The organism is Rhodospirillum sp. A1_3_36 (genome assembly GCF_047263945.1).
Lineage (GTDB): Bacteria > Pseudomonadota > Alphaproteobacteria > Rhodospirillales > Rhodospirillaceae > Rhodospirillum.
Genome location: NZ_JBLAVB010000003.1, coordinates 281,072 through 304,291 on the forward strand (window position 1 = coordinate 281,072; position 23,220 = coordinate 304,291).

Genomic DNA, 23,220 nt, shown 5'->3' on the forward strand with positions numbered 1-23,220 from the left:
GTGTCTTCCATGCGTCTTCGCCCCGATCCGCCGCGTGTCACGCGGCTGTCACGCAAGGTTCTGGCCGGTCTGGGGCTCGCCGCAGGCCTCGGCGTCGGCGGTGCCCTGATCTATGCCCTTCAGACCAGGAATGGCGGCAATCAGGGGCAGGAACTCTATTCGACCGACAATCGCTCCACGCCGGATGGCCTGGCAGGTCTGCCAAAGGACTATAGTGGCGTGCCGAAACTCGGTCCCCCGCTTCCCGGCGATCTTGGGCGACCGATCCTGAACGCTCAGAACGGCGGTCAGCCGATTTCAACGCCCGGCGTTGTCGCCTCTGCGTCCTCCGGCCCAAGTCCGGAAGAGCAGCGTCGCGCGCAGGAGATTGAGGCCGCCCGCACCGCCCGGCTATTTGCGCCGACCGATGCACGTTCCACCAATATGGGCACGATCAATACAGCGCAGACTACGGCGGCGGCGATGCCCCCGCAGCCCGACCTCACCAGTCTCGGTCTTGCGCCTCAGCCCTCAACACCCTCCGCGCAAGATCGCCAGCTTGCCTTCCTCAACCAGACGCCCGACAAGCGCACGGTTTCGACTGATCGCGTCGCCGCTCCGGCATCGCCGAACATCCTTCAGGCTGGTGCGGTGATTGCCGCCGCGCTCATCACCGGCATCCGCTCCGATCTTCCCGGCCAGATCACCGCTCAGGTGACGGAGAATGTCTATGACAGCCCAACCGGCAAGATCCTGCTTATCCCCCAGGGAACCCGCGTCATTGGCCAATACGACAACGGCGTCGGCTTCGGTCAGCGTCGGGTGCTCTTGGTCTGGAACCGGCTGATCTTTCCCAATGGCCGCTCGATCGTTCTGGAGCGCCAGCCCGGCGCGGACGCCGAAGGCTATGCCGGTCTTGAGGATGGCGTCGATTACCATTGGGGCGAGTTGTTCAAGGCGGCGGCCTTGTCCACGCTGCTCAGCGTCGGCGCACAGGCCGGTTCGTCCGGAAACGACAGCGATATCGTGCAAGCTCTGCGTCAAGGCGCGTCACAGAGCATCAACCAGACCGGCCAACAGGTCGTCAGTCGCCAACTCAACATCGCGCCAACTCTGACCATCCGGCCCGGATTCCCGGTCCGTGTAATCGTCACGCGCGATCTTGTTCTTGAACCCTATGGAGGTTGACATGGCGAAATTGAAACTCTCGGTGATCGTCGATGACAAGCCCGTCAAGGTCACGCTGGAACTGCCGGCCAGTCTGCACCGCGATCTCGTTGCCTATGCCAACATCCTCGCCCGCGAGGCAGGCCAGTCGCCCGCCGATCCCGTTCGCCTGATCGTGCCCATGCTGGAGCGGTTCATCGCCACGGACCGCGGCTTTGCCAAGGCGAAGAAATCCGTGTCCCAAACTACGCCGTCGATGTGACAAGAGAAACGTTTTGGGTCTCCAAATAGGCCGCGATGTCCAGAAACCGCAGGAAGGCCGGATTGTCGTTCTGCGCCGACCAGACCATGCTGTAGGGCAAGGTTTCGTTACCGATGGGACGGAATACGACGCCTGGAACCTGCGTCGCCGTGATGCCTTCGCTTGCCAGGGTCAGCCCTTGGCCCAACGCGACCAGAGACAGGAGGTTATGCCGACCGACACTGTGCGGCAAAATTTCCGGCTGGCGCCCCAGCCCGGCAAGCCTCTGGACCAGGTAGTTGTAAATCTCCTGTCCCGGAGCGGCGTCACTGACGATGAAGCGCTCGCCGATGACATCGACCCAATCCAATTGCGCGGTTTCGGCGAGAATGTGCTGTTCCGGCATGGCCACGAAGACCTGCTCTGACCAGAGATGGCGGCATTCGCAGCCTTCCCATTCTAGGGTTCCCGTCAGAAACGCCACATCAAGCTGACGCTGGCGAATGGCGGCGACATGCTCCGCCTGATCGCCATCGGCGAACGACATTTGAATCGTCGCATACTTTTCGGAGAATTTCTGGATGAGGTCGGCAAGAAAGCTGGAGCCCAATGACGACAGGATGCCGATCCGCAACTCTCCATCGCCCACCCGTCCGATAGCGGCGACTTCCGTTCGCGCAAGACCGATCTCGGACAGCGCCTTTCGGCCCCTGTCCACGAACTGCTTGCCCGCGAGGGTCAAGGTAACGCCAGAATGTGAGCGGATGAATAAAGCCGTTCCAAGCCGAATTTCCAGATCCCGTACCCGTCGACTGATCGCCGATTCCTGAACTCCAAGCGCCGCTGCCGCTCGACGAAAACTGCCATGTTCGGACGCGGCGACAACGTAATTGATGTGGCGAAGTTCGATACTCGATCCAGGCACGCGCACTCCTTCAGATCAATTTCGCCTTGCAGACCATCCCATAAAGCTCAGATCAAAGGTTGCAGGACTTTGCGGCGAGCACTCGGCGAAAGTTTGGCAACCGGAGTTTTTGCATTGGCGGCAAACAACCATCCGTTTTGCACGCCATGTTATCCGTAGCTACTTCGACCGCATTTTTGACTTCGAGGCCTTGCGTTTATCGGCTTCTATTGCCTTCGTTTGAAAAGCGAGGGCCATGAAAATGCGACCAATATCGACAGGACAGACCAGAACCATCCGCCGTGAACAACTCAAGGAAATCGTGCCGCTGGCCGATACCACGATCTATGAAATGGAACGGCGGGGCGAGTTCCCATCGCGCTTTTATCTGACCTCCCGTTGCGTCGTCTGGGATCTGGCTGAGGTCGAAGCCTGGCTTGAGGCACGCAAGCGCGCTTCCAAACAAAAGACGATCGCCCGCGCGCCCATGCCGGACGTGCAACTGCGGAAAAATAGGCCGGTAAGGCAGAAATGAGTTGGCCGATGGCTCAGCCGTTTCGGACGCCGCCGTCAACGTCGATCGCCAATTTTGCGTGAGACATCAGGAATGGCGCGATGTCTGCGAGGACATCCGTCAGCGTTCCCGGATTATGGGCGACGCCCTCGACAAATGCCTTCCATTGCCGTTGTTTCTGGTCATCCTCAGCAAACGCCGGCGTCAACCCATCGGGCAGCTCCACAGGAATTGCGGTTCCACGTCGCGCGAACGTCGCTGCGATCGCCCGCGCCAACCTGTCATCGTCGAAGACAAATGAACGGCTGAGAATCCAGATATCGTAGAAATCCTTCATCCGGCTATTGGCGCGCCCCAGTGCCACCATCGCCTGGAATTTCTCGGCGATAACGGTCTCACGCGCATAGGCCCGAAGGCGCGGCGCGGGAAACTCCAGCATCGAGGGATAGTCGAGCACTTCGGCACCCGGCTCCATCGAATCGCCGAAGCCAATATCAATCGTCAGACCGATGCGGGCGCCGCTGATCGAGGCCGTTGTGCGGAGCCGCAGCCCTCCATATTCCAGTTCCTCGCGGATACGATCGACGCGCAGCGCCGCAATGTCGAACTCCACGCCATCGGCAGCTTCCAGTGACATGATTTCGCGGAACGTCGCCAGCATGGGTTCGGCCTCGGACTCGCCGAAGCCCAACAGATCAAGATCGCGCGTGCCGCGATGCGGGTCATCAAACCAGCTCATCATCAGCATGGCGCCTTTGAGAACAAAGCGGTCGGCATGCGGAGATTGTCCGAGCCTGTAGAGCAGCCGTTCGAGGGCGAAGCGCGTGAGGACGAGATCGAAACTCTGGCCGCTCGCCTTGGCGAATTGCAACAGACGCGCACGCACCGAGGCTCCGACATTCTTCAATTCTTTAGCCATTGGCGGTCAATGCCTCGAGATAGGGCCGGATGACTGTCGCGATAGCACCGCGCTCGGCATGTTTCGCGATTTCGTCCGGAGTTGCCTTGCGTTGGCGCAGCGCTTCCTGAAGCCCCTCGATCGCCACAGACAGGCCGATCTTGTTGCGATACCGGAAACAGTCTGCAATTGTCTTGGCGACGCTGAAGACCTTCACCGGCACACCCTCGACGGTGTGGGTCTCAACGCTGTCGATGAGCAGCCCATCGGTAAAGCGAACCAGTCGTACCGGCGCGCCCTCCATCTTGGGCGCCCAATCCTTTTGGCCGATGGCCATCCACACATGCCTTGGCATCTGATCGGTAAGCTCATGAAACGCGAGCGCCGAGACGAGGCAGACAACGCCCTTCGGCAGACGCTTGGCGGCCTCCGCGAGGCTATGGTGTGCGTCGAGCGGGGCGTCGGGGAGCTGATAGAGCCCGCGTGCAAGACGAAGCACCTCACCATCGCGCTCCATACGGCTCATGGTGGCGGCAGTCACGCCCTCAGCGCGTAGCTCGGTCAGGCGCGCAATGCCGTGGTGCTTGAGCACGGTTCGGGCAATCTGGCGTTGGGACGCGGGTTCCGTCATGATACGTTAGCTCGGAGAGTAAATCCTATCATCCGAGGATACGTATCACAAAAATCAGCTTGCGGGAAGAGACGCGGCTTCATTCGATCAATCGTCCGTCCCTGGCGACAACAGGTCCATCGTGGGCGGAAAGATCGTCGGCGCGTATTTTTGCCCTGCGATCCAGGCATCAACAATGTTGGCCCATTCCTGCATCATGTGTCGGCGCTGGTGCTCGTATTCCGCTTTGTTGTAGACGCCCCGCGACGAGCGGCCGTCTTCATGGGCCAGGCACTTTTCGATCCAGTCGCTGTTGAAACCCAACTCGTTCAAGAGCGTCGAGCCGGTTCGCCGTAGATCATGCACTGTGAACGGCTCAAGCGACAGGCCTTCCTTCTTGGCCCTAACCACGACGGCAGTCGTAATCCGGTTGAAGGTGGCGCGCGACATCGGTGCGTCGGCATCGTAACGAGATGGCAACAGGTAGCGCGAATTGCCCGAGCAGGTTTTCAGCGCGATCAGAATGTCCAACGCCTGCTGTGACAAATAGATGTTGTGCGGGCGAGACCGCTTCATCCGTTCCTTCGGGATAGACCAAACGGCATTCTCGAAATCGACCTCATCCCAGACAGCGTCCTGCAACTCGCTCTTACGGACCATCGTCAAGAGAAGCAGCTTCATGCCGAGGCGGATGGTCGGGAGGGTCGGGACATGCTCGAGTTGGCCGAACATGACCCGGATTTCCGATGGCGACAGCGAACGATCACGGGCGACAAATTGAGCAATCGATGCAGGACCGACATCGTCGGCGGGATTATGGACCTTCTCGCCATGCAGGATCGCGAAGGCATAAATCTGTTTGATAATGTCGCGGACATGAATTGCCACAGCCGGCGCGCCGCGTTCCTTCACTTTCGTGCAAAGCGCCCGCAAATCCTCGGCAGTAATCTCCGTCAGAAGCCGCTTGCGAAACTTCGGCAGGATGTCGCGTTCGTAAATGGCGCGCCGCATGGCTTTGGTGCTATCGGCCATCCGGCCTTCCTGGAGCCAGCGTTCGCCAAATTCGCCGAAGCTCTTGGCTTCCTTCAGCTTCCGTTTTGCGCTCTGCTTCTCGATCGCCGGAGAGCGTCCTTCCTGGACCGCCTTTTTGGCTTCCAGCAGTTTTTCTCGAGCCCGCGCCAGTGACACGCCAGTCGGCCCGTATCGTCCAATGACGACCGTTTCGCGGCGGCCGTTCAGGCGGTAGTCGAAACGGAAAGTCAGCGCGCCCGACGGCTGCACAAGCAGGTACATTCCATCCCGGTCCGTCACCTTGTAGCTTTTATCTCTTGGTTTCAATGACTTGATCGCTGCATCGGTCAGCATTGCGGCCTCCTGAATCCGGCAAAATAGGGAGGAAAACCACCAAAAAGTCCGTCAGCGATTTTTGAGCCATTCTCACGAAAATTTCGTATTTATTTTCAATGGTCTAAGCTCAAAAAAAGACCGTCAGCGGCTTCCATTCCGCTGACGGTACTTTCAAAAGGTCAATTGATCAAGCGTAGGCGATCCGTCGAAAAGTCCGTCACTTGCGACGCTTGCCCCTCGATAGTCCGCGAAAGTCGACGACAGAATTTTCGTTTTATATCATTGATTTAAAGGATATTCTGGCGTATCGTGGGGTATGTTTGAGTGGCTCTGAATCATTCCCACTCAATGGTCCCGGGGGGCTTGCTGGTCACGTCATAGACCACCCGGTTGACACCCTTCACTTCGTTGATGATGCGGTTTCCCACCCGTCCAAGGAAACCATGGTCGAAGGGATAATAATCAGCCGTCATGCCATCCGTACTGGTAACCGCCCGCAAGGCCAGCGCGAAGTCATAGGAACGGGCATCGCCCATCACACCGACCGTGCGCACCGGCAGAAGTACCGCAAAAGCCTGCCAGATGGCGTCGTATAGACCCGCCTCGCGGATTTCTTCCAGATAGATTGCATCGGCCTTGCGCAGGATATCCAACTTGTCCTTGGTCAAGGGCTGGCCGGGGATGCGGATCGCCAGTCCCGGACCCGGGAAGGGATGGCGCCCCACCATTTCCTCGGGCAGGCCCAGCTCGCGCCCCAGATCCCGAACCTCGTCCTTGAACAGCTCCCTCAGAGGCTCCACCAGGGACATGTTCATGCGCTCGGGCAGACCGCCTACGTTGTGGTGGCTCTTGATGGTCACGCTTGGGCCGCCGGTGAAGGAGACGCTTTCGATCACATCCGGATAGAGGGTCCCCTGGGCCAAGAAGTCCGCCCCGCCGACCTTGCGGGCCTCTTCCTCGAAAACGTCGATGAAGGTCGCGCCGATGATCTTGCGCTTGGCTTCCGGATCGGTCACGCCGTCCAGCTTGGTCAGGAACAGATCGCTCGCATCCCGGTGCACCAGCGTGATATTGAAGCGGTCTCGGAAGACCTTCACCACCTGATCCGTCTCGCCCTGGCGCATCATGCCATGGTCGACCAGCACGCAAACCAGTTGGTCGCCGATGGCCTCGTGGATCAGCGCCGCCACAACCGAGCTGTCCACACCGCCGGACAGGCCGCAAATCACCCGGCCCGAGCCCACCTGATCCCGTACCTTGGTAATGGCCTGTTCCTTGAACGCCGCCATGGTCCAGTCGCCGCCGCACCCACAGACCCCATGGGTGAAGTTGCGCAGCAGTTGGGCCCCGTGGGGGGTGTGGGCGACCTCGGGATGAAATTGGACACCGTAGAAACGGCGCTCGTCATCGGCGATGGCAGCGAAGGGACAGCCCTCGCTGGTGCCCACGACCCGAAAGCCCTCGGGGATGCTCTCGACCCGGTCACCGTGGCTCATCCAGACCTGTTCCCGAGCCCCTAGATCCCAGGCGCCGTGGAAGAGAACGCAGTCCCCGGTGACATCAACGAAGGCCCGACCGAATTCCCGGTGACCCGGGTCCTCAACCGATCCACCAAGCTGGGAGACCATGGTTTGCTGACCGTAGCAGATCCCCAAAACCGGCAGCCCCATGGAGAACAGGTCCTGCGGCGCCCGGGGCGTATCCGCAGCGGTGACAGAGGCGGGACCACCCGACAGGATCACGCCCTTGGGGGCGAAGGCCTTGATGAAGTCCGCCGTCACCGCGTTAAAGGGGTGGATCTCGCTATAGACCCCGCTTTCCCGCACCCGGCGGGCGATCAACTGGGTGACTTGGGAGCCGAAATCAATAATAAGGATCCGGTCTTCGGCCACAACGGAAGCGGTCTTGTCGGTCATCTGTGCGCCATCCACTCTCAAACGGGGTCAATCCGTGGATTTAAGGGGAGGGGACAGTACTCCAACAACCCCCCGGCCTCAAGCCATGACGCCCCTTTCCTCACGGATTCTGCACGGAAAAGGTGTCGCAGGCGTCCGAGCGGGCTCCACGTCGCCGAGCATGCCGCCCAGGTCAACCCCCATGTAGGAGGCGACAATCAGGCCAACGGCGGTCAGAAATCCCCATTTTCCAAAGCGCCCACTGAGCAGAAGCCCGAGCAAGCCGCTCCCCCGCCGTCCCCCCGAGCGAGTCGTGCGCCCGAAATTGGACGCCTCGCCCCGCCTATCCTCGACATTGTCGCTCCGCCTGCCACCGCGCCACCGCCCCCCTTCGCCTGTTCAAACCCCGTGCGAGCACTCTGCCCATGCCACCATAAAGTATTCCGAGATCAAGTTGGATCGCTTTGCGACCAAACGCGAAAAGGGTCCGCGCTGTGGCGGACCCTTTCCCAACATAATCGTATAAAACCGGATTTAGGCGCCCATGGCCTTGGTCAGGTTTTCGTCCAACTTGTCCAGGAACTGGTTTGTGGTCAGCCAGGGCTGCTCGGGACCAATCAAAATGGCCAGATCCTTGGTCATGAAACCCGCTTCCACCGTCTCGACGCAGACCTTTTCCAGGGTCTCGGCGAAGGCCACCACATCGGGGGTCTCGTCGAACTTGCCGCGGAACTTCAGGCCCTGTGTCCAGGCAAAGATCGATGCAATCGGGTTGGTCGAGGTTTCCTTGCCCTTCTGGTGCAGGCGGTAGTGGCGCGTCACCGTCCCATGGGCGGCCTCGGCCTCGATCGTCTTGCCATCGGGGGTCATCAGAACCGAGGTCATCAGACCCAGTGAGCCGAAGCCCTGGGCAACGGTGTCGGACTGCACGTCGCCGTCGTAGTTCTTACAGGCCCAGACGAAACCACCGGACCACTTCATGCAGCAAGCCACCATGTCATCGATCAAACGGTGTTCGTAGGTGATGCCCGCTTCCTTGAACTTGTCGGCGAACTCAGCCTGGAAGACTTCCTCGAACAGATCCTTGAACCGACCATCGTAGGCCTTCATGATCGTGTTCTTGGTGGACAGGTAGACTGGCCATCCGCGCTCCAGACCGTAGTTCATGCTGGCCCGGGCGAAACCGCGAATGGACTCATCCAGGTTGTACATGGACATGGCCACGCCCGCGTCCGGGAACTTGAACACTTCCAGTTCGATGGGCTCGCCGCCATCTTCGGGCACGAACTTCATGGTCAGGGTACCCGCACCGGGAACCTTCAGGTCCGTGGCGCGGTACTGGTCGCCGAAGGCGTGACGGCCGATGACAATCGGCTGGGTCCAGCCAGGGACATAGCGGGGCACGTTGGAGCAGATGATCGGCTCGCGGAACACGGTGCCACCCAGAATGTTCCGGATCGTGCCGTTCGGAGACTTCCACATCTTCTTGAGGCCAAATTCCTCAACCCGCTGTTCGTCGGGAGTAATGGTGGCGCATTTCACGCCCACGCCGTATTCCTTGATGGCGTTGGCGGCGTCCACGGTAATCTGGTCGTCGGTTTCGTCCCGCTTTTCGACGCTGAGGTCGTAGTACTTCAGGTCGATGTCCAGATAGGGCAGAATCAGCTTGTCTTTGATGAACTGCCAGATGATGCGGGTCATTTCGTCGCCGTCGAGCTCGACGACGGGAGTTTTCACCTTGATCTTGCTCATTATCGTTTCCCCGGAGTGGTGAGAAGGTCGCGGCGTCCGGCGGGGTGTGCCCCAAAATATCTGGTCGCGCGGCGAGACCGGATGGGAAAGAGACCCAGGATCCCCAGGCCCTCTCACCGTCCCGGCTCTGGTATTCCCGGGTCAAACGCTGTTTGGCCCCGGACGGCGCCGTCACGGACGGCGGCAACATAGCATCGCCGCCATCTTTCGCAAGAAACTTCTCTTCGAAGGGGTATCCGGGAGCCTTTCTACGGAGCCGTCAGCACCACCCGGAAACCGCGGGCCCCTCCACTATCCCGGATCAATTCCAGCCGCCCTCCCAGGACCGCCAAAAAGCCACGGGCCAAGGAGATGGCCAATCCGGTCCCCGGTCCTTGCCGGGGCCTGCGGGCTTCGCCCTCGCCATAATCATGCATATTCTCAAGTTCCCGGATTCGCTCTTCACTCCAAACGAGATTCCGAACCATCAGAGTCAACCCGAACTCTCCCTTCCGGGAGGTATCCGACTGACAGAGAATATCGGACCCGGGGCATTCCAATACCAATTCACCGAGAAGATTCCGCAGGATCCGGGACAGGTATTCTCGATTTGTCTGAACGGGAGGAACGGGGAGAACCGGAGACATCAAAACAATCGTGCTGGCCCGGGGTGCCAACAGGGGTTTCAACTCGTCGGCCACCGTTTCAAGGCATTGAAGGGGGTCAACCACATCGACCACAACCGTCGGATCGCGCGTCTCCAGATCCGTTAAAGTCAGCACATCGTCCACCAGGGCCGTAAGACTTTCACCGGCTTCGTTGATGTGTTTGGCGTAAGTGAACAGTGTCCCATTCTCCTCACGTTCCAACAGGTCTTCCATCAAAAGGTCCGAAAAACCGCCAATGGCATTCAAGGGCGTGCGCAGCTCATGGCTCATATTGGACAGAAACCGCGTGCGCGCCGCCTCCGCCAGTCGCGCCCGGGCGGCATGCTGCTCCGCTTCCTTCCGTGCCGCTTCTGTGGCCGCCATCTGCCCTCTCAGGCGTCGGATCGCCAACATGGCGAAACAAACCCCCCATAGGCTCATGATCAGCAGCCCCGTGAAACCAACCAGGACGAGTTCATCCAGGTCCCAGTCCTCGTGTCCGCGGGAAAAGGCATAGAAACGGTCAAAGGCATCGCAGGCGATCAAGGCTGTGGAGATGGTCACGAAAATCACCACCCCGAGCAACACCATCACGGCAACGGGCTTTTTCAGACCGTCGCTGGTCAAGCCGTCAGGCAAGGCATCTCTCTGCATGACCTGTCTGTCCTCTGTCCATTTCTGTCGCAGGAGCCTAAGCCTAAACGCATGGAAAAATCCATAAGGAAGCAAGCCAATACATCCAAAGGGATGTGCATAAATCCTTTATCTAAAACAAATGTGTGGAGGGTCCTTCCGGGTGAGTTCCATTCATGGGCAGTTCCCCCCGAGCGATGGGGATAACTTCGGTGATGTCATTGGTCACTGTGAACAATCCCCGCGCCGTTGCCCGGGCAAAATCTTCCTCGATCACCCGGTCAATGAGGGTCAGCAAGGGGTCCCAGTATCCTTGGATATTCGCCAGAATCACCGGCTTATGGTGCAATTCCAGCTGCCGCCAGGTGAGGAATTCAAAGGTCTCGTCCAAGGTTCCCAAGCCACCGGGAAGGATACAGACGGCATCGGACCGATCGAACATCATTCGTTTGCGGGTATGCATGGATTCAACGACATGCAACTCCATCAGATTGCTGTTTGGTGTCTCCACCCGAGTCAAATGTTCCGGAATGACCCCGACCACCCGGCCCCCTTCGTTCAGAGCTGCGGTGGCCACAGCCCCCATCAACCCCACATTCCCGGCTCCAAAAACCAAGGTAATCCCCTCCCGCGCCAGGGACTGGCCAAGGGTAATTGCGGCCTGCTCATAGGCGGGATCGGCACCGGTAGAGGAACCACAAAACACACAAAGCGATCGTAAACGGGACATGGTGGGACGCACTCCATACGAAGAAAGCCTTTCCCTTGATTAGCCCGCTCTCGGACAAGACGCAACCAATCCCGCTCCAGCCCCGTAGCGGGATTGGTTGCTCCGTGGTAGAAAAGGAAAGAGCTGGGGGGCAATCGGTATGAAAAAGCGAATAGGAACAGTCTTTTTGGCACTCACATGCGCCATGGGCACCCTATTGCCAAGGCACCCGGTTCTCGCCCAAGAAGCGAGCCTGATAGTGACGTTGGAACGTCTGGAGACCAAGGATCGCGCCTGTCTCGGGACCTTCCGCATGGACAATGAGATGGGGCGTGATATCGGCTTTCTGACCCTGGAAATCGCCGTTCAGCGCAATGATCGTTTGCCCGGCCGCCTGTTTTCCCTGGCTCTGATGCCCTCTCGAACCCAGACCATCACTCGGGTGACCTTGCCGGTGCTGGACTCGCCCTGTTCCCTGGTCTCCGACCTTCTGGTCAATCGCGTGAACGTCTGCCGGGACCGGGGTGGCGCCCCCCTGGATTGTGAAACCTCCCTGAAAGCAAACTCTGAGATCGACACCCCCTTAACAAAATGAGGGTTCCGTCCCTTACGTCCATCCCAGCAGGCTCCACCACAGGTAATCCAGGGGCCAGAGCAACAGGATGGACAGCGCAGCAATGACCGCGCAGAACCAGGCCACCTCCCGCAGAGGCAACTGCCCCACCTGAATGGCCACGACCAGGGGCGGCGCCTGATAGGGGAACAGCACCGTTGAATAGCCCACCACCTGGGTCATGACCACCGCCCATGACGACCAACCGGTCGCCGCCGCCAGGGTGTCGGTCAGGGGCGTCATGACCGCAGGGATTCCCGGCAGGGTCACGGCCAATCCCGTCACCACCGACACGGCGGACAACACACCGAAGGTTTGGGCCGGGGCATCCGGTTCCAGCGGCAGCACGGCCAAGACGTGCTCGGCCACCCAGGCGCCCAGGCCGTTGGCATGGGCAACCGCCCCCATGCCAACAATGCCCGCCACATAGAATAGGGGCTCGAAGCTCATGGATTTCAAAGGCTTGTCCGGAAGCAAGCCCGATCCGGGGGCCAGACAAAAAAGCGCCACCACCATCCCCACCCAAGCCGGAGTGATGCCGTGGATGCCATCCGTCGCCCAAAGGACGAAGGCCAGGGCCAACAGCAGCGCCAAGCGGCGCTCCCGCCCTGCTAGAGGAGGCACCGCCACCAAACCGGCAACCTGATCGGGATCGGGCCGATCTCTATATCGGAGGATCAGCAAAGGCGCCAGGAGAAGCAGTTTCCCCAACCCCAGCACTGGAAAGTGCAGCAATAGGTAGGTGGCAAAGGTAGGTGGTGCGCCCAGCATAGCCTCCACCGTACCCAGAAAAACATTGTTGGGCACATTTGCCGGCAAGACGGTGAAGGCGGGCATGAAGGTTCCCAGGACACCGGCCATGACAAGACCCCGGTGCCCCTTGGTTCCCTTTGTGTATCCCAGATGCACGGCCAGGGCGGTTACGATGGGAATAATCAGCACAACCCGCCCCATGGCCGAGGGCATCATAAAAGTCAGAGACAGGCCAAAAAGCATGGTGCCCACCACTGACCGCCGGAAAGAGCCGCTCACCAAGGGGACCAATCGGGCGGCCATCCGATCCCCCAAGCCCGTATGGGCCATGGCACCACCGATGACGATCCCGGCAAAGACCAACCAGATGGCCGAGGAGGCGAAACCGGCAAACACCGTGTCCGGCGCTGCCACCTTGCCGACCATGCACAGAGTGAAAAAAGCCAGCGCGCTAAACCATTCGGGCAGGGCTGCCGTGGCCCAGAGACCGACGGCCAGGGGAACAACCACCATGGCCTTGCCCAGAGGTGCGTCGACCAGGCCGGTCAACAAAACCACGGCCACGGTCAGGATCGCCACCAGGGCAATGGTGGGTTTGGGGGACACCGCTGTCATGATCGCTCGCTCTGGATAGCGGGAGGGAAAATCGGGGGGAGGGGAACCCCCACGGAAAACGGGCGGCGGAGTGCTCCGTCGCCCGTTTCATCTTATCGGACGCTTCCCCTATGTCGAGGGCGGCCCGGCTTTGTAATGTTCGTTCTTGGTACCCGGGATCCTTAAATCCGCCCTTTAAACCGTTATTCGCTCCCAGCGGGTTGGGTAAATACCTTCACCTCGGGTAGATCCCCGTCGTATTTGGCGACATCGGCGACCACCGTATGACCGCAGTTGCCCTGGGCCAGCTTGGAGGTTCCCTTGTCCACGGACAGCACGTTGGCGCTGCCATAGGCATCCAGGGTGCCAAGGGTGCCCGGCTCGACCGGATCGTACCACCCGCCTTCGTTCAGACGGAGCACGCCGGGACGCACCTTGTCGGTCACAATTGCGCCCGCCAAAACCTGACCGCGGTCATTGAAGACCCGCACAACATCGCCATCCTTGATGCCCCGCTCCCCGGCATCAGCCGGATTGATCAGCACGGGCTCGCGGCCCTGGACGGTGTACTTCTTGCGCAAAACGGCACTGCCATTCAATTGCGAGTGCAAGCGATACTTGGGATGGGCCGTGGTCACATGCAGGGGGAACTTGGAGTCTTTGGCTCCGGACCATTCCACCGGCTCCATCCAGGTCGGATGGGGCGGGCAATCATCGTAGCCCATCTTTTCGATGGCCTTGGAATACAGCTCGATCTTGCCCGAGGGAGTCCCCAGGGGCTCAAGGAGCGGATCCTCCCGGTAGTCGGCGTAGCGGACAAAATTCTTGGCCGCATCGTCGGGTTCGAAGACCAGGGGCAAATCGCCGTTCCAGAAGGTCTCGAAGTCCGGCATGTCGATGTTCCGGGCCTTGGCTTGCGTCAGCGCGGCTTCATAGAAGCTTTGAATCCACCCCATTTCGTCCTTGCCGTCGTCAAAGCCGTCCCCATAGCCCAGAGCCTTGGCCACAGCGTTGAAGATATCGAAGTCGCTGCGGGCCTCGAACAGCGGATCAATCACCTTCCGCATGGGGGTCATCAGACGCAGGGAGTAACTGCCGCCCTGCTCGATGTCATTGCGCTCGTAGGACGTGGTCGCAGGCAGGACGATATCGGCGAAGCGGGCCGTGGGGGTCCAGAACATGTCGTGGACAATCACGGTTTCCGGCTTCCTCCAGGCCTCCACCAGGGCATTGGTATTCTGGTGGTGGGTCAAGGGATTGCCGCCGACCCAATAGATCAGCTTGATATCCGGATAGGTCACCTTGCCGCCATTGAAGTCGATGGTCTTGCCCGGGTTCATCAGCATGTCGGTGATACGGGCCAGGGGGATCGAGACGAGACCGCTCTTCTCCAGCCATTCCGCCCCTTCCACGGCCTTGCCCGTGGCCGTGATCCCCGGCAGGACCGGGGCATTGGCCGTTGGGGTTCCGCCATTGGAATAGTGGTAGGACAAACCGAAACCGCCCCCAGGCAAGCCGATCTGGCCGAGCATGCTGGCCACGGCCACCAAGCTCCAGTGCGCCTGTTCACCATGGTCCATGCGCTGCATGGACCAGCCGCTCATCAGCATGGTGCGATTGGCGGCCATATCACGGGCCAGCTTGCGGATCACATCGGCGGGCACAGTGGAAATGGCTTCGGCCCATTCCGGCGTCTTCTCGACCCCGTCTTCCTCGCCCTTCAGATAGGCGGCGAATTCGGGATAGCCAACGGTATAATCCTCAAGGAAGCTATCGTCAGCCAACCCTTCGCTCATCAGGGTATGGGCGATGGCGAGCATGATGGTCACATCGGTCTGGGGTCGGGGCGCGATCCATTCCGCATTCAGATAGTCCACGGTATCGGTGCGCACCGGATCGATGACGATCACCCGGGTTCCCTTTTCGCGGAGGGCCGCCATCCCCTCGAACCCGCCGTGCTCGCACAGCAGCCAGTCGATCTGGTTGGTGGTCATGGGATCGGCGCCCCAAATCACCACCAGAGACGAATTCTCCACCACCACGGGCCAAGCGGTCTGTTGTTCATAGACCTCCAGACGTCCCACCACATGGGGCATGATCACCTGGGATGCGCCGGTGGAATAGTCGCCGGTATGGTTGGTATAGCCCCCGTGCAGGTTCAGCAGGCGCCCCAGCAGATTGCGGCAATTGTGCAGCTTGCCAACGCTCTTCCAGCCATAGGATCCGCCGAAAATCGACGTATTGCCATGATCGGCCTTCACCCGGGTCAGCTCCTTGCTGACCAACTCAAGGGCCTTGTCCCAGCTCACCCGCACGAAATCCTCGGTACCACGGGTCGCGTCATTGGCCCGAGGGCCGTTTTCCAGGAACCCCTTCCGCACCATGGGATAGCGAATGCGGCTGTCCGCGTAGACAGAATCCGCGATGCCTTCCAGCATTTCGGTAGGATGGAAGTCCAAGGACAGGGGCTTGGCCGCAGCGAACTTGCCGTTTTCCATCACTGCGTGGAAAGGACCCCAGTGGGAGCCCTGCAGGGCAAGCCCCGACGACGCTGCCTGGGCCTGGGCCCGCCGGGCACCGACCAACAGAGAGGGGCCCGCCAGGGCGGCGATACCAGCCAGCGTTGTGCCTTGTAGGAAGGTCCGCCGGTTCATGCCGAAGGCCGTCCTTTTGGTTTTGTCGATCATACCCATGGTCAATTCCTCTAAACACTAGGCTCAACACGCCAATCGCAACATTGCATTTAACCGTTGAACCGCCTCTTCTTGGGTCCGAGAGGGAGTATAGAAGTTAGGGGTAAACGACTTTCGGGGGAAACATGAACCAGGAGTAAAACCTTGTAATCGGAATGTTAACCGAACCGGATCCGGAAAAAGGGGCCGCTGTTGCGCGCCCCCTTCCCGTCCATCATGCTCCGGACCCCATGCCCTTCAGCATCCATTCCGTCAAACGGGCGGCGGCGGCATAGACTCCCCGGGGGTCTGCGGCCTCCACCCGTTCCCGGAACTGGGGGAACCAGGGGAGCATTTCTTCCGCCGTAAACTGCGCCTGTTCGGCGGCGGAGGTGGCGGCGGCGGCGAGGTCCCCCTCTTCCTCTTCCTCGGCCTCCCGTTCGGCCAGGGCGGCGAGTGCGGCGAGCAGGACCCCCACATGGTCCGCAGGCTCGTTCAACCCTTCGGCCAAATCCAGGTCATTGCGGGCGAGGAACGCGGCGGCCCGGTCGGTCGTTTCCCCATGGGTCCTGCCCCCGTCCCGATAGACCGAGGCATAGGGGTGAGCCACCTTGGATTTGGTGCCCGCCCCCAGGAACAGAGTCCCGAATGTCCCAGCCAGGGCCAGGGCCGCTCCGGCGTCGGAGCCTTCTTCCGCCCGAACCTTACGCAGGGCCTCGACCAGGGCCACGGCCTCCCGGTCCAATCCGGGATAATCGGCCAGATCGGACATCACCTGGTCGCCCTCCTCTCCGGCGAGCAGGGCGACGGTTTCCGCGTCGGGCTCCAGGGTGAGAAGCCCGGCGAGCCAATCCAGCAACAGGGCACGATCCGCCGCAGGAAGGACGGGAGCGGGGAGCGTCGACGGGGCGTCGGTCATGGTTGAGAATCCAATATAGGAAAGGATGTTAGAAGGGAGGCCCGCCCTTGGCAGGCTTGAACCGGCTTAGAGCATCTTGCCTGATTCATGAATCAGGCAAGATGCTCTAATATTTTGTTTTATCGCATTTTTATGCGCAAAACCGGTGCCCACTTTTGCGCAAAATGCTCTAGAATGCCTTCGCGGCGTGCTCACATCCGCAGCACATAGCCCACGCCATGGACGGTGACGATATGGCGGGGATCCCTGGGATCTTCCCCCATTTTGCGGCGCAGGCGATTAACCAACACGTCGACCGTCCGGTCGGCGGGCGCCCATTCCCGGTGACTGACATGGTCCAGCAGGGAATCCCGGGTCATGACCTGTCCCGGGTGGGCAGCCAGGGCGGCGAGCAGTTCAAACTCCCCCCGGGTCAGGCGCAGGGCTTCGCCTTGAGGAGACAGCATTTCCCGTTTCTCCAGGTCCAAAGTCCACCCGGAGAAATGGATTTCCTGGTGTTCCCCCTCCCGATCCCGAACCTCGGCCAGGCGGGTGAGCAAGCGCTTGCCCCGGGCCAGGACCTCCCGCGGATCCCGGGTTCGCTCCACCACATCGTCGGCGCCCATTTCCAAACCGAGGATGCAAGCCAGAGAATCCGCCACGGCCGTCAAGATGATGATCCCAGCCAGCGGGCAGTGGTCGTGAATGGTTTTCAACACCTCCATACCGCCGGGCGGGGGCAGATCCGTGTCGAAAATCACCAGAGAGGGAGAATACCCCGGAAGATGGGCCGATCCATTCCCCAGGCCGAACCGTCCAATCCGATCGGGTTCGGCCACATGGGACAGGGCAAACCCGGAGCGCTCGAAAATGGAGGCCAGGGCGGGCGGCGGCGGAGCGTCCTCCCGGATATACAAAAGATGAGATCGATTGGTCATAGATGGGGTATCTCAAAACCGCGCCACGAAGTTGGATCATTCGGGTCGCAGGTATAACGAAAAAGGGTGAAAATTCTAGCTTATTCACAAACCGATAACATCATTTTACGTATTGTTCATGATCACAACAAAGTCAATTTACGCTCTTTCGCTACACTCCCCTCAAACAAAAAAAGCCCCTAAGGTGGTTCGGGGGATACAGGCATCGCGAGCAGACCTTATGGAGATCAAAGGTCGATTTTCCTCCCCTGCCGACCACGGGTTCGAACCGCCTTTTTTACAATAAGACTGGAGACACTTGGGATGCTCAAACGGGCATGGAACTGGTTAGCGAGACCGAGCCGCTTGGCTTGGAGCCTCATCCTCATCGTCGGCGTGGCCCTGGGGGCGGTGGGACTGACCGCCGGGCACGCCATTCTCAACACAACAAACAGCACAACCTTCTGCATCTCCTGTCACGAGATGGAGATTCCCTATGCGGAATACAAGGAAAGCCCCCACTACATGAACCCCTCGGGCGTGCGGGCGGGTTGTCCCGACTGCCATGTTCCCGAATCCGGCCTGCCCTATCTCTGGGCCAAGATCCGGGCTTCGAAGGACCTCTACCACCACATTCTGGGCACCCTCTCGACACCCGAAGCCTACGAGGAACACCGCCTCGCTTTGGCTCAGGGGGTCTGGGAGCGGATGAAGGAAACCGACAGCCGCGAATGCCGCTCCTGCCATGCCTTCGACGCCATGGATATCCCGAAACAGCGGGAAGAGGCCCAAAAGAATCATCCGACCGCCATTGCAGAGGGCGCCACCTGTATCGACTGCCACAAGGGCATTGCCCATAAGCTGCCAGATATGAAGAAGGCCTTTGCCAATGCCTTCGAAAACCTGAAAAAGGACAGCGCCAGCGCCGATTTGAGCAAGGTGGCCTATTCCCTGGAAACCCTGTCGTTCACCCTGGGCAAGGATGACGCAAAGCCTTCGGGCCGGTTGCTCCCCGCCTCTCGCCTGGAGGTGCTGGCCCGGGATGGCGACAAGATCAATGTCCGCATCTCCGGATGGCGGCAGGAGGGCGCCGATACGGTTATCTATGGCGATCAAGGCAAGCGCATCCTGGTCGCGGCCCTGACCAAAGCCGCTGCCAAAGAGGTCAAGGTCGGCGAGGCCATGACGGATCCCGAAACGGATCAGGTGTGGATGCCGGTCAGCCTGGATGTCTGGATGCCCGTGGAAGGCCTGACGGATTCCATCGATCCGATCTGGGATTACGCCGGGTCCCTCTACACCAACGACTGCGCGGTCTGCCACGTTGTCCACCACACCGACCAGTTCCTCGCCAACCAATGGATCGGTCAGCTCAAAGCCATGGAGCGGTTCTCCCAATTGGACAAGGAGCAAAACAGGCTGGTCCTCAAGTACCTTCAGTACCACTCGAAGGACGCACCGAAAGACGGCTTGAACTAAAGTGAAAATGGGCCAGCTTGAGTCAAGCTGGCCCCGTTTTCACGGGGATGACGACGTAAAACGGGGATGACGAATAAAAACACCGTATTCTTTACCTTCGGAGCGGCACAAAGAAACCTGCATCCCTTAGCGCCATGCACAGGCATGGCGGAAACCTGTGAAGTCACGATCTGAATCTTGGGTTCGGCTCGACCACCCTCTGCACCCGGCCCCTCCCCTCGCAAGGGCCCGGGTGACCTTCTGAAAACGCATCACGCCGTTTGGGCGTTTGCCCCATAGGTTTTGAATTTCTCCAAAACCCGGTCCATTTCCTCCTGGGACAGAAGCTCAGGCGTCCCGAGTTGGAGGATCCGCACATATTGCTGGGCCAATTCCTCGACCTCGACGGCCAGTTTGATGGCGCCGGGCAGGTCCGGACCGATGGCAATCATTCCGTGGTGGGACAACAGACAGGCCTTGCGCCCCTCCAGGGCTGCAAGGGCGTTGTGGGACAGCTCCTCCGTCCCGAAGGTGGCATAGGGGGCAACCCGGATGTCCGAGCCCCCGGCCACGGCCACCATGTAATGGAAGGGCGGGATGGGCTTGTCCAGACAGGCCAGGACCGTGCAGAAGGGCGCATGGGTATGAACCACCGCCCCCACATCCGGGCGACCGGCCATGATATCCAAGTGGAAACGCCACTCGCTGGACGGCTTCTTCTCCCCGCGCCAGGTTCCATCGAAGTCCATCAGAACGATGTCCTGGGGCCGCAACGCCTCGGCCGACATGCCCGAGGGGGTGATGAGCAGACTGTCTTCGTCAACGCGCACCGACAGATTGCCCGCAGTTCCCTTGTTCAGCCCAAGGGTTTCCAGACGCCGGGCGCCATCGATCACTGCGTGACGGGCATGAATGCGGCGCATGGTCATCCTGCTTCCTCCGGATAGAGACTCGACAACTCCGCTTCACGGGCCGGACAGACCCCCTGTTCGGTGATCAAGCTCATCCGCCTGAGCCCCCCAGCACACGGCCGGCAACGGCGGACAGCTTTTCGACCATGGCGGGATCCCGCTTGTCCGGATGGGTGATGATGGCATGGTCCAGGGTGCGGTGACTGCCATCCGGCAAAGGATAGGGCCGGTCTTTCATGACCCCGGGCATGGCCTTGACCAGCGAGCGGGCCTTGTCGGCATTGGCCAACAGAACCTTGACCACCGTATCGACGCTCACATGGTCATGGTCGGGATGCCAACAATCGAAATCGGTGACCATGGCCACGGTGCAATAGGCGATCTCCGCCTCCTTGGCCAGCTTGGCCTCGGGCATGTTGGTCATGCCGATGACGTGACAGCCCCATTGGCGATAGAGGTTGGACTCTGCCACCGTGGAGAACTGGGGGCCTTCCATCGCCAGATAGGTCCCGCCCCGGCGGTTGGGAATGCCCAGGTCCTTGAGAACCTGCTCCACCCGATCGCCCATCCAGGAACTCACCGGATGGGCGACGCTGACATGGGCGACCAATCCCTTGCCAAAGAAGCTTTTCTCGCGGGCGATGGTGCGATCAATGAACTGATCGACGATGACGAAGGTTCCGGGGGGCAGATCCTCCACCAGAGAGCCCACCGCAGAGACCGAGAGGATCTCCGTCACGCCCAAGCGCTTCAAAGCATCGATATTGGCCCGGTAGTTCACGCCATTGGGGGGAAGGACATGGCCCCGGCCATGGCGGGGCAGGAAGACCATCTCCAGCCCCTCCAGGGTGCCCCGCAGGACCTGATCGGAGGGGCGGCCAAAGGCGCTGTCGATCGTTTCCCAGCGGGCGTTCTCCAGTCCGTCGATGTCATACACCCCGGACCCGCCGATAACCCCGAGAACCGGCTGCCGATACCCATCCGCCATCTGTTTCATTCCTCGTCTTGCATTCATTCGGAGGATCACCTTACAGGTGAGAGGAAACGATGGAAAGGATCCCTCTGAACGGATGGGAAAGTCCACCTGGCCACGCCCTCTCCCCTGCGCCCCCCCCAGGGGTCCGGAGAAAGTCCGGAAACGCAACCAAAAGCATCCTTCCCGCCTGCGCGCTATGGCATGCCCGTTTCTTTTATTGAGCTCTAAGTTTTTTTACGTCGTCATTCCCGCGCAGGCGGGAATCCAGGGTGGGAACCGGGGACGGAAGCGGTTGACGCAACAGGTGCGCACTTCACTAACGCTTCCGAAATCAACCCTGGATCCCCGTTTTCACGGGGATGAGGAAGGAAAAAATATGAGAGCCAAATTAAGAAACGGCCATCCCTTGGTACCGGCGCGGGAAGGGCGGCTAAGTCATTGAAATGACGAGAGCCATTTCGGATTAGGCTCTTGCGAGGGTTTGTTCTAGACTGCGGACCATAGTCAAAAACCCTTTGGACTCCCGATCCCCATGGCCATCCTCACCCTCGATCAGCTTGAAGGCCACCTCTGGCGGGCCGCCGATATCCTGCGCGGCTCCATCGATGCCAGCGACTACAAGCATTACATTTTCGGCCTGCTTTTCTACAAACGCCTCTGCGACGTGTGGGAGGAAGAGTACGAGGATCGGATGGCGAAATACGACGACGCCGAGCTCGCCGCCGATCCGGAGGAACACCGCTTCCATATCCCCGAGGGGCATTTCTGGAAGGACGTCCGAAAGCACACCACCGACATCGGCGCGCATCTGAACGCCGCCTTCCATGCCATTGAAGACGCCAACCACCGCCTGCGGGGTGTTTTCCAGGATGTGGACTTCAACAACAAGGAGCGGTTCCCCGACGCCGCCCTGGAAAAGCTCCTCCAGCATTTCGAGACCCACCGCCTGCGCAAGGTGGATGTGGAACCGGACGTGTTGGGGCAGGCCTATGAATACCTGATCTCCCAATTCGCCGACGACGCGGGGAAGAAGGGCGGGGAGTTCTACACGCCGAAAATGGTCGTCCGCCTGATCGTCGATTGCCTGCAACCCCAGGAAGGCCACTCCATCTACGATCCCACCTGCGGGTCGGGGGGCATGCTGCTGGAGGCCGTCCATCACCTGGAACGCCAGGGCAAGAACCCGCGCAGCCTCTCCCTGTTTGGCCAGGAACGGAACCTCAACACCTGGGCCATCGCCCAGATGAACCTGTTCCTCCATGACATCGACGACGCCGATATCGCCCGGGGGGACACCCTGATCAACCCCAAACACCGCATCGGCGACAGCAAGGCCATCCGCACCTTTGACCGGGTCTTGGCCAACCCGCCCTTCTCCCTGAAGCAATGGGGGCATGAGGTCTGGAGCACCGGCGACCCCTACGCCCGCGACCGCTACGGCTGTCCGCCGAAATCCTACGGCGACCTCGCCTTCGTCCAACATATGGTCGCCAGCCTGCGGGAAAGCGGCATGCTGGGCGTCGTCCTTCCCCATGGCATCCTGTTCCGGGGCGGAGCGGAAGGCCGCATCCGCGAGGGCATGCTGAAGGACGATATCATCGAGGCGGTCATCGGACTGGCCCCGAACCTGTTCTATGGCGCGGGCATCCCCGCCTGCATCCTGATCATCCGCAAGACCAAACCCGCCGCGCGCAAGGGCAAGGTCCTGGTGATCAACGGTGTGGAGCAGTTCGTCGAAGGCAAGGCCCAGAACCACCTGTCCGAGGCCAATGTCGCGGCCCTGGCGGCGGCCTTCCACGGCTTCACCGACATCGAGCGTTTTGCCCGGGTGGTGCCCCTGGAGGAAATCGCCGCCAACGACCACAACCTCAACATCAGCCGCTACGTCCATGTGACCGAGGCGGAAGAAGACCTGGACGTGGCCGAGGAAGTCGCCAAGCTTTTGGACCTGCGGAAGAAGCGGGACGCAGCGGAAGCCAAGATGATGGGGTTCCTGAAGGACCTTGGTTACCTGCCAGAGGGCTAAGGGCTGCCCCCTTTCTCGAGTTCACTGTGGCGCGGAGGGAACGTTTTGTTTTTATTCGTCATTCCCGCGTACGCGGGAATCCAGGGTGGGAACCGGGGACGGAAGCGGTTGACGCAACAGGAGCGCA

At 60.3% G+C, this 23,220-nt stretch carries 20 protein-coding genes and 1 pseudogene; 6 read left to right on the forward strand and 15 right to left on the reverse strand.

What is annotated here, in order from left to right; genetic code table 11:
• Positions 1-9: 9 nt before the first annotated feature.
• Both ACLIRY_RS08875 and ACLIRY_RS08880 read left to right on the forward strand, forming a co-directional pair.
• Positions 10-1,167: a TrbI/VirB10 family protein gene (locus tag ACLIRY_RS08875; protein WP_413205342.1), complete on the forward strand. Its 1,158-nt coding sequence runs from the start codon at positions 10-12 to the stop codon at positions 1,165-1,167.
• A gap of 1 nt (position 1,168) precedes the next feature.
• Positions 1,169-1,408, forward strand: coding sequence for a DUF2274 domain-containing protein (locus ACLIRY_RS08880; RefSeq protein WP_413205015.1), 240 nt, complete (start codon positions 1,169-1,171; stop codon positions 1,406-1,408).
• Here the strand turns inward: ACLIRY_RS08880 and ACLIRY_RS08885 are convergent.
• Complete coding sequence (locus ACLIRY_RS08885; RefSeq protein ID WP_413205016.1) at positions 1,392-2,312, reverse strand: LysR family transcriptional regulator; 921 nt, start codon at positions 2,310-2,312, stop codon at positions 1,392-1,394. The genes ACLIRY_RS08880 and ACLIRY_RS08885 overlap by 17 nt on opposite strands.
• 241 nt (positions 2,313-2,553) lie before the next feature.
• On the opposite strand from ACLIRY_RS08885, the gene ACLIRY_RS08890 reads away from it, so the two are divergent.
• A complete protein-coding gene (locus tag ACLIRY_RS08890) occupies positions 2,554-2,826 on the forward strand; it encodes a helix-turn-helix transcriptional regulator (protein WP_413205343.1) in 273 nt (90 codons plus the stop codon).
• A gap of 13 nt (positions 2,827-2,839) precedes the next feature.
• Here ACLIRY_RS08890 and ACLIRY_RS08895 read toward each other — a convergent pair whose 3' ends face one another.
• The 8 genes and pseudogenes from ACLIRY_RS08895 to ACLIRY_RS08930 form a co-directional block, all read right to left on the reverse strand.
• Positions 2,840-3,724, reverse strand: a complete 885-nt coding sequence (locus tag ACLIRY_RS08895; protein ID WP_413205017.1) for a nucleotidyl transferase AbiEii/AbiGii toxin family protein — start codon at positions 3,722-3,724, stop codon at positions 2,840-2,842.
• Positions 3,717-4,334, reverse strand: coding sequence for a type IV toxin-antitoxin system AbiEi family antitoxin domain-containing protein (locus tag ACLIRY_RS08900; RefSeq protein ID WP_413205018.1), 618 nt, complete (start codon positions 4,332-4,334; stop codon positions 3,717-3,719). Before ACLIRY_RS08900 ends, ACLIRY_RS08895 begins: the two co-directional genes overlap by 8 nt.
• An 87-nt stretch (positions 4,335-4,421) precedes the next feature.
• Positions 4,422-5,678, reverse strand: coding sequence for a tyrosine-type recombinase/integrase (locus ACLIRY_RS08905; protein WP_413205019.1), 1,257 nt, complete (start codon positions 5,676-5,678; stop codon positions 4,422-4,424).
• Positions 5,679-5,995: 317 nt separating this feature from the next.
• Complete coding sequence (gene guaA, locus ACLIRY_RS08910; RefSeq protein ID WP_413205020.1) at positions 5,996-7,576, reverse strand: glutamine-hydrolyzing GMP synthase; 1,581 nt, start codon at positions 7,574-7,576, stop codon at positions 5,996-5,998.
• Between the two features lie 78 nt (positions 7,577-7,654).
• Positions 7,655-7,927, reverse strand: a pseudogene (locus ACLIRY_RS08915) (hypothetical protein); the annotation flags it as partial.
• A gap of 162 nt (positions 7,928-8,089) precedes the next feature.
• Positions 8,090-9,307, reverse strand: a complete 1,218-nt coding sequence (locus ACLIRY_RS08920; RefSeq protein WP_413205021.1) for an NADP-dependent isocitrate dehydrogenase — start codon at positions 9,305-9,307, stop codon at positions 8,090-8,092.
• Between the two features lie 248 nt (positions 9,308-9,555).
• Complete coding sequence (locus ACLIRY_RS08925; protein WP_413205022.1) at positions 9,556-10,587, reverse strand: sensor histidine kinase; 1,032 nt, start codon at positions 10,585-10,587, stop codon at positions 9,556-9,558.
• A 112-nt stretch (positions 10,588-10,699) separates the two neighbouring features.
• Positions 10,700-11,296 (reverse strand): TIGR00730 family Rossman fold protein, encoded by a 597-nt coding sequence (locus ACLIRY_RS08930; RefSeq protein WP_413205023.1) that lies wholly within the window; start codon positions 11,294-11,296, stop codon positions 10,700-10,702.
• A 238-nt stretch (positions 11,297-11,534) separates the two neighbouring features.
• Here ACLIRY_RS08930 and ACLIRY_RS08935 point away from each other — a divergent pair, with 238 nt between their 5' ends.
• Entirely contained in the window at positions 11,535-11,870 is a 336-nt protein-coding gene (locus tag ACLIRY_RS08935; protein ID WP_413205024.1) for a hypothetical protein, read from the forward strand.
• Between the two features lie 12 nt (positions 11,871-11,882).
• On the opposite strand, the gene ACLIRY_RS08940 is transcribed toward ACLIRY_RS08935, so the two are convergent.
• From ACLIRY_RS08940 to ACLIRY_RS08955, 4 genes are all read right to left on the reverse strand, one after another.
• Positions 11,883-13,256 carry an SLC13 family permease gene (locus ACLIRY_RS08940; protein WP_413205025.1) on the reverse strand — a complete coding sequence of 458 codons (1,374 nt, stop codon included), beginning with the start codon at positions 13,254-13,256 and terminating at the stop codon, positions 11,883-11,885.
• A gap of 182 nt (positions 13,257-13,438) precedes the next feature.
• Positions 13,439-15,928: a trimethylamine-N-oxide reductase TorA gene (gene torA / locus ACLIRY_RS08945; protein ID WP_413205026.1), complete on the reverse strand. Its 2,490-nt coding sequence runs from the start codon at positions 15,926-15,928 to the stop codon at positions 13,439-13,441.
• Positions 15,929-16,142: 214 nt separating this feature from the next.
• Entirely contained in the window at positions 16,143-16,826 is a 684-nt protein-coding gene (locus ACLIRY_RS08950) for a molecular chaperone (RefSeq protein ID WP_413205027.1), read from the reverse strand.
• A 191-nt stretch (positions 16,827-17,017) separates the two neighbouring features.
• Positions 17,018-17,743: a winged helix-turn-helix domain-containing protein gene (locus tag ACLIRY_RS08955; RefSeq protein WP_413205028.1), complete on the reverse strand. Its 726-nt coding sequence runs from the start codon at positions 17,741-17,743 to the stop codon at positions 17,018-17,020.
• A gap of 345 nt (positions 17,744-18,088) precedes the next feature.
• Here ACLIRY_RS08955 and ACLIRY_RS08960 point away from each other — a divergent pair, with 345 nt between their 5' ends.
• Positions 18,089-19,201 carry a NapC/NirT family cytochrome c gene (locus ACLIRY_RS08960; RefSeq protein ID WP_413205029.1) on the forward strand — a complete coding sequence of 371 codons (1,113 nt, stop codon included), beginning with the start codon at positions 18,089-18,091 and terminating at the stop codon, positions 19,199-19,201.
• Positions 19,202-19,452: 251 nt separating this feature from the next.
• On the opposite strand, the gene ACLIRY_RS08965 is transcribed toward ACLIRY_RS08960, so the two are convergent.
• Both ACLIRY_RS08965 and ACLIRY_RS08970 read right to left on the reverse strand, forming a co-directional pair.
• Positions 19,453-20,109 carry a class II aldolase/adducin family protein gene (locus ACLIRY_RS08965; RefSeq protein ID WP_413205030.1) on the reverse strand — a complete coding sequence of 219 codons (657 nt, stop codon included), beginning with the start codon at positions 20,107-20,109 and terminating at the stop codon, positions 19,453-19,455.
• Between the two features lie 73 nt (positions 20,110-20,182).
• A complete protein-coding gene (locus ACLIRY_RS08970; RefSeq protein ID WP_413205344.1) occupies positions 20,183-21,079 on the reverse strand; it encodes an S-methyl-5'-thioadenosine phosphorylase in 897 nt (298 codons plus the stop codon).
• 520 nt (positions 21,080-21,599) lie between these two features.
• On the opposite strand from ACLIRY_RS08970, the gene ACLIRY_RS08975 reads away from it, so the two are divergent.
• On the forward strand, positions 21,600-23,093 hold the full coding sequence (locus ACLIRY_RS08975) for a type I restriction-modification system subunit M (RefSeq protein ID WP_413205031.1): 1,494 nt from the start codon (positions 21,600-21,602) through the stop codon (positions 23,091-23,093).
• The last annotated feature ends 127 nt before the right edge of the window (positions 23,094-23,220 follow it).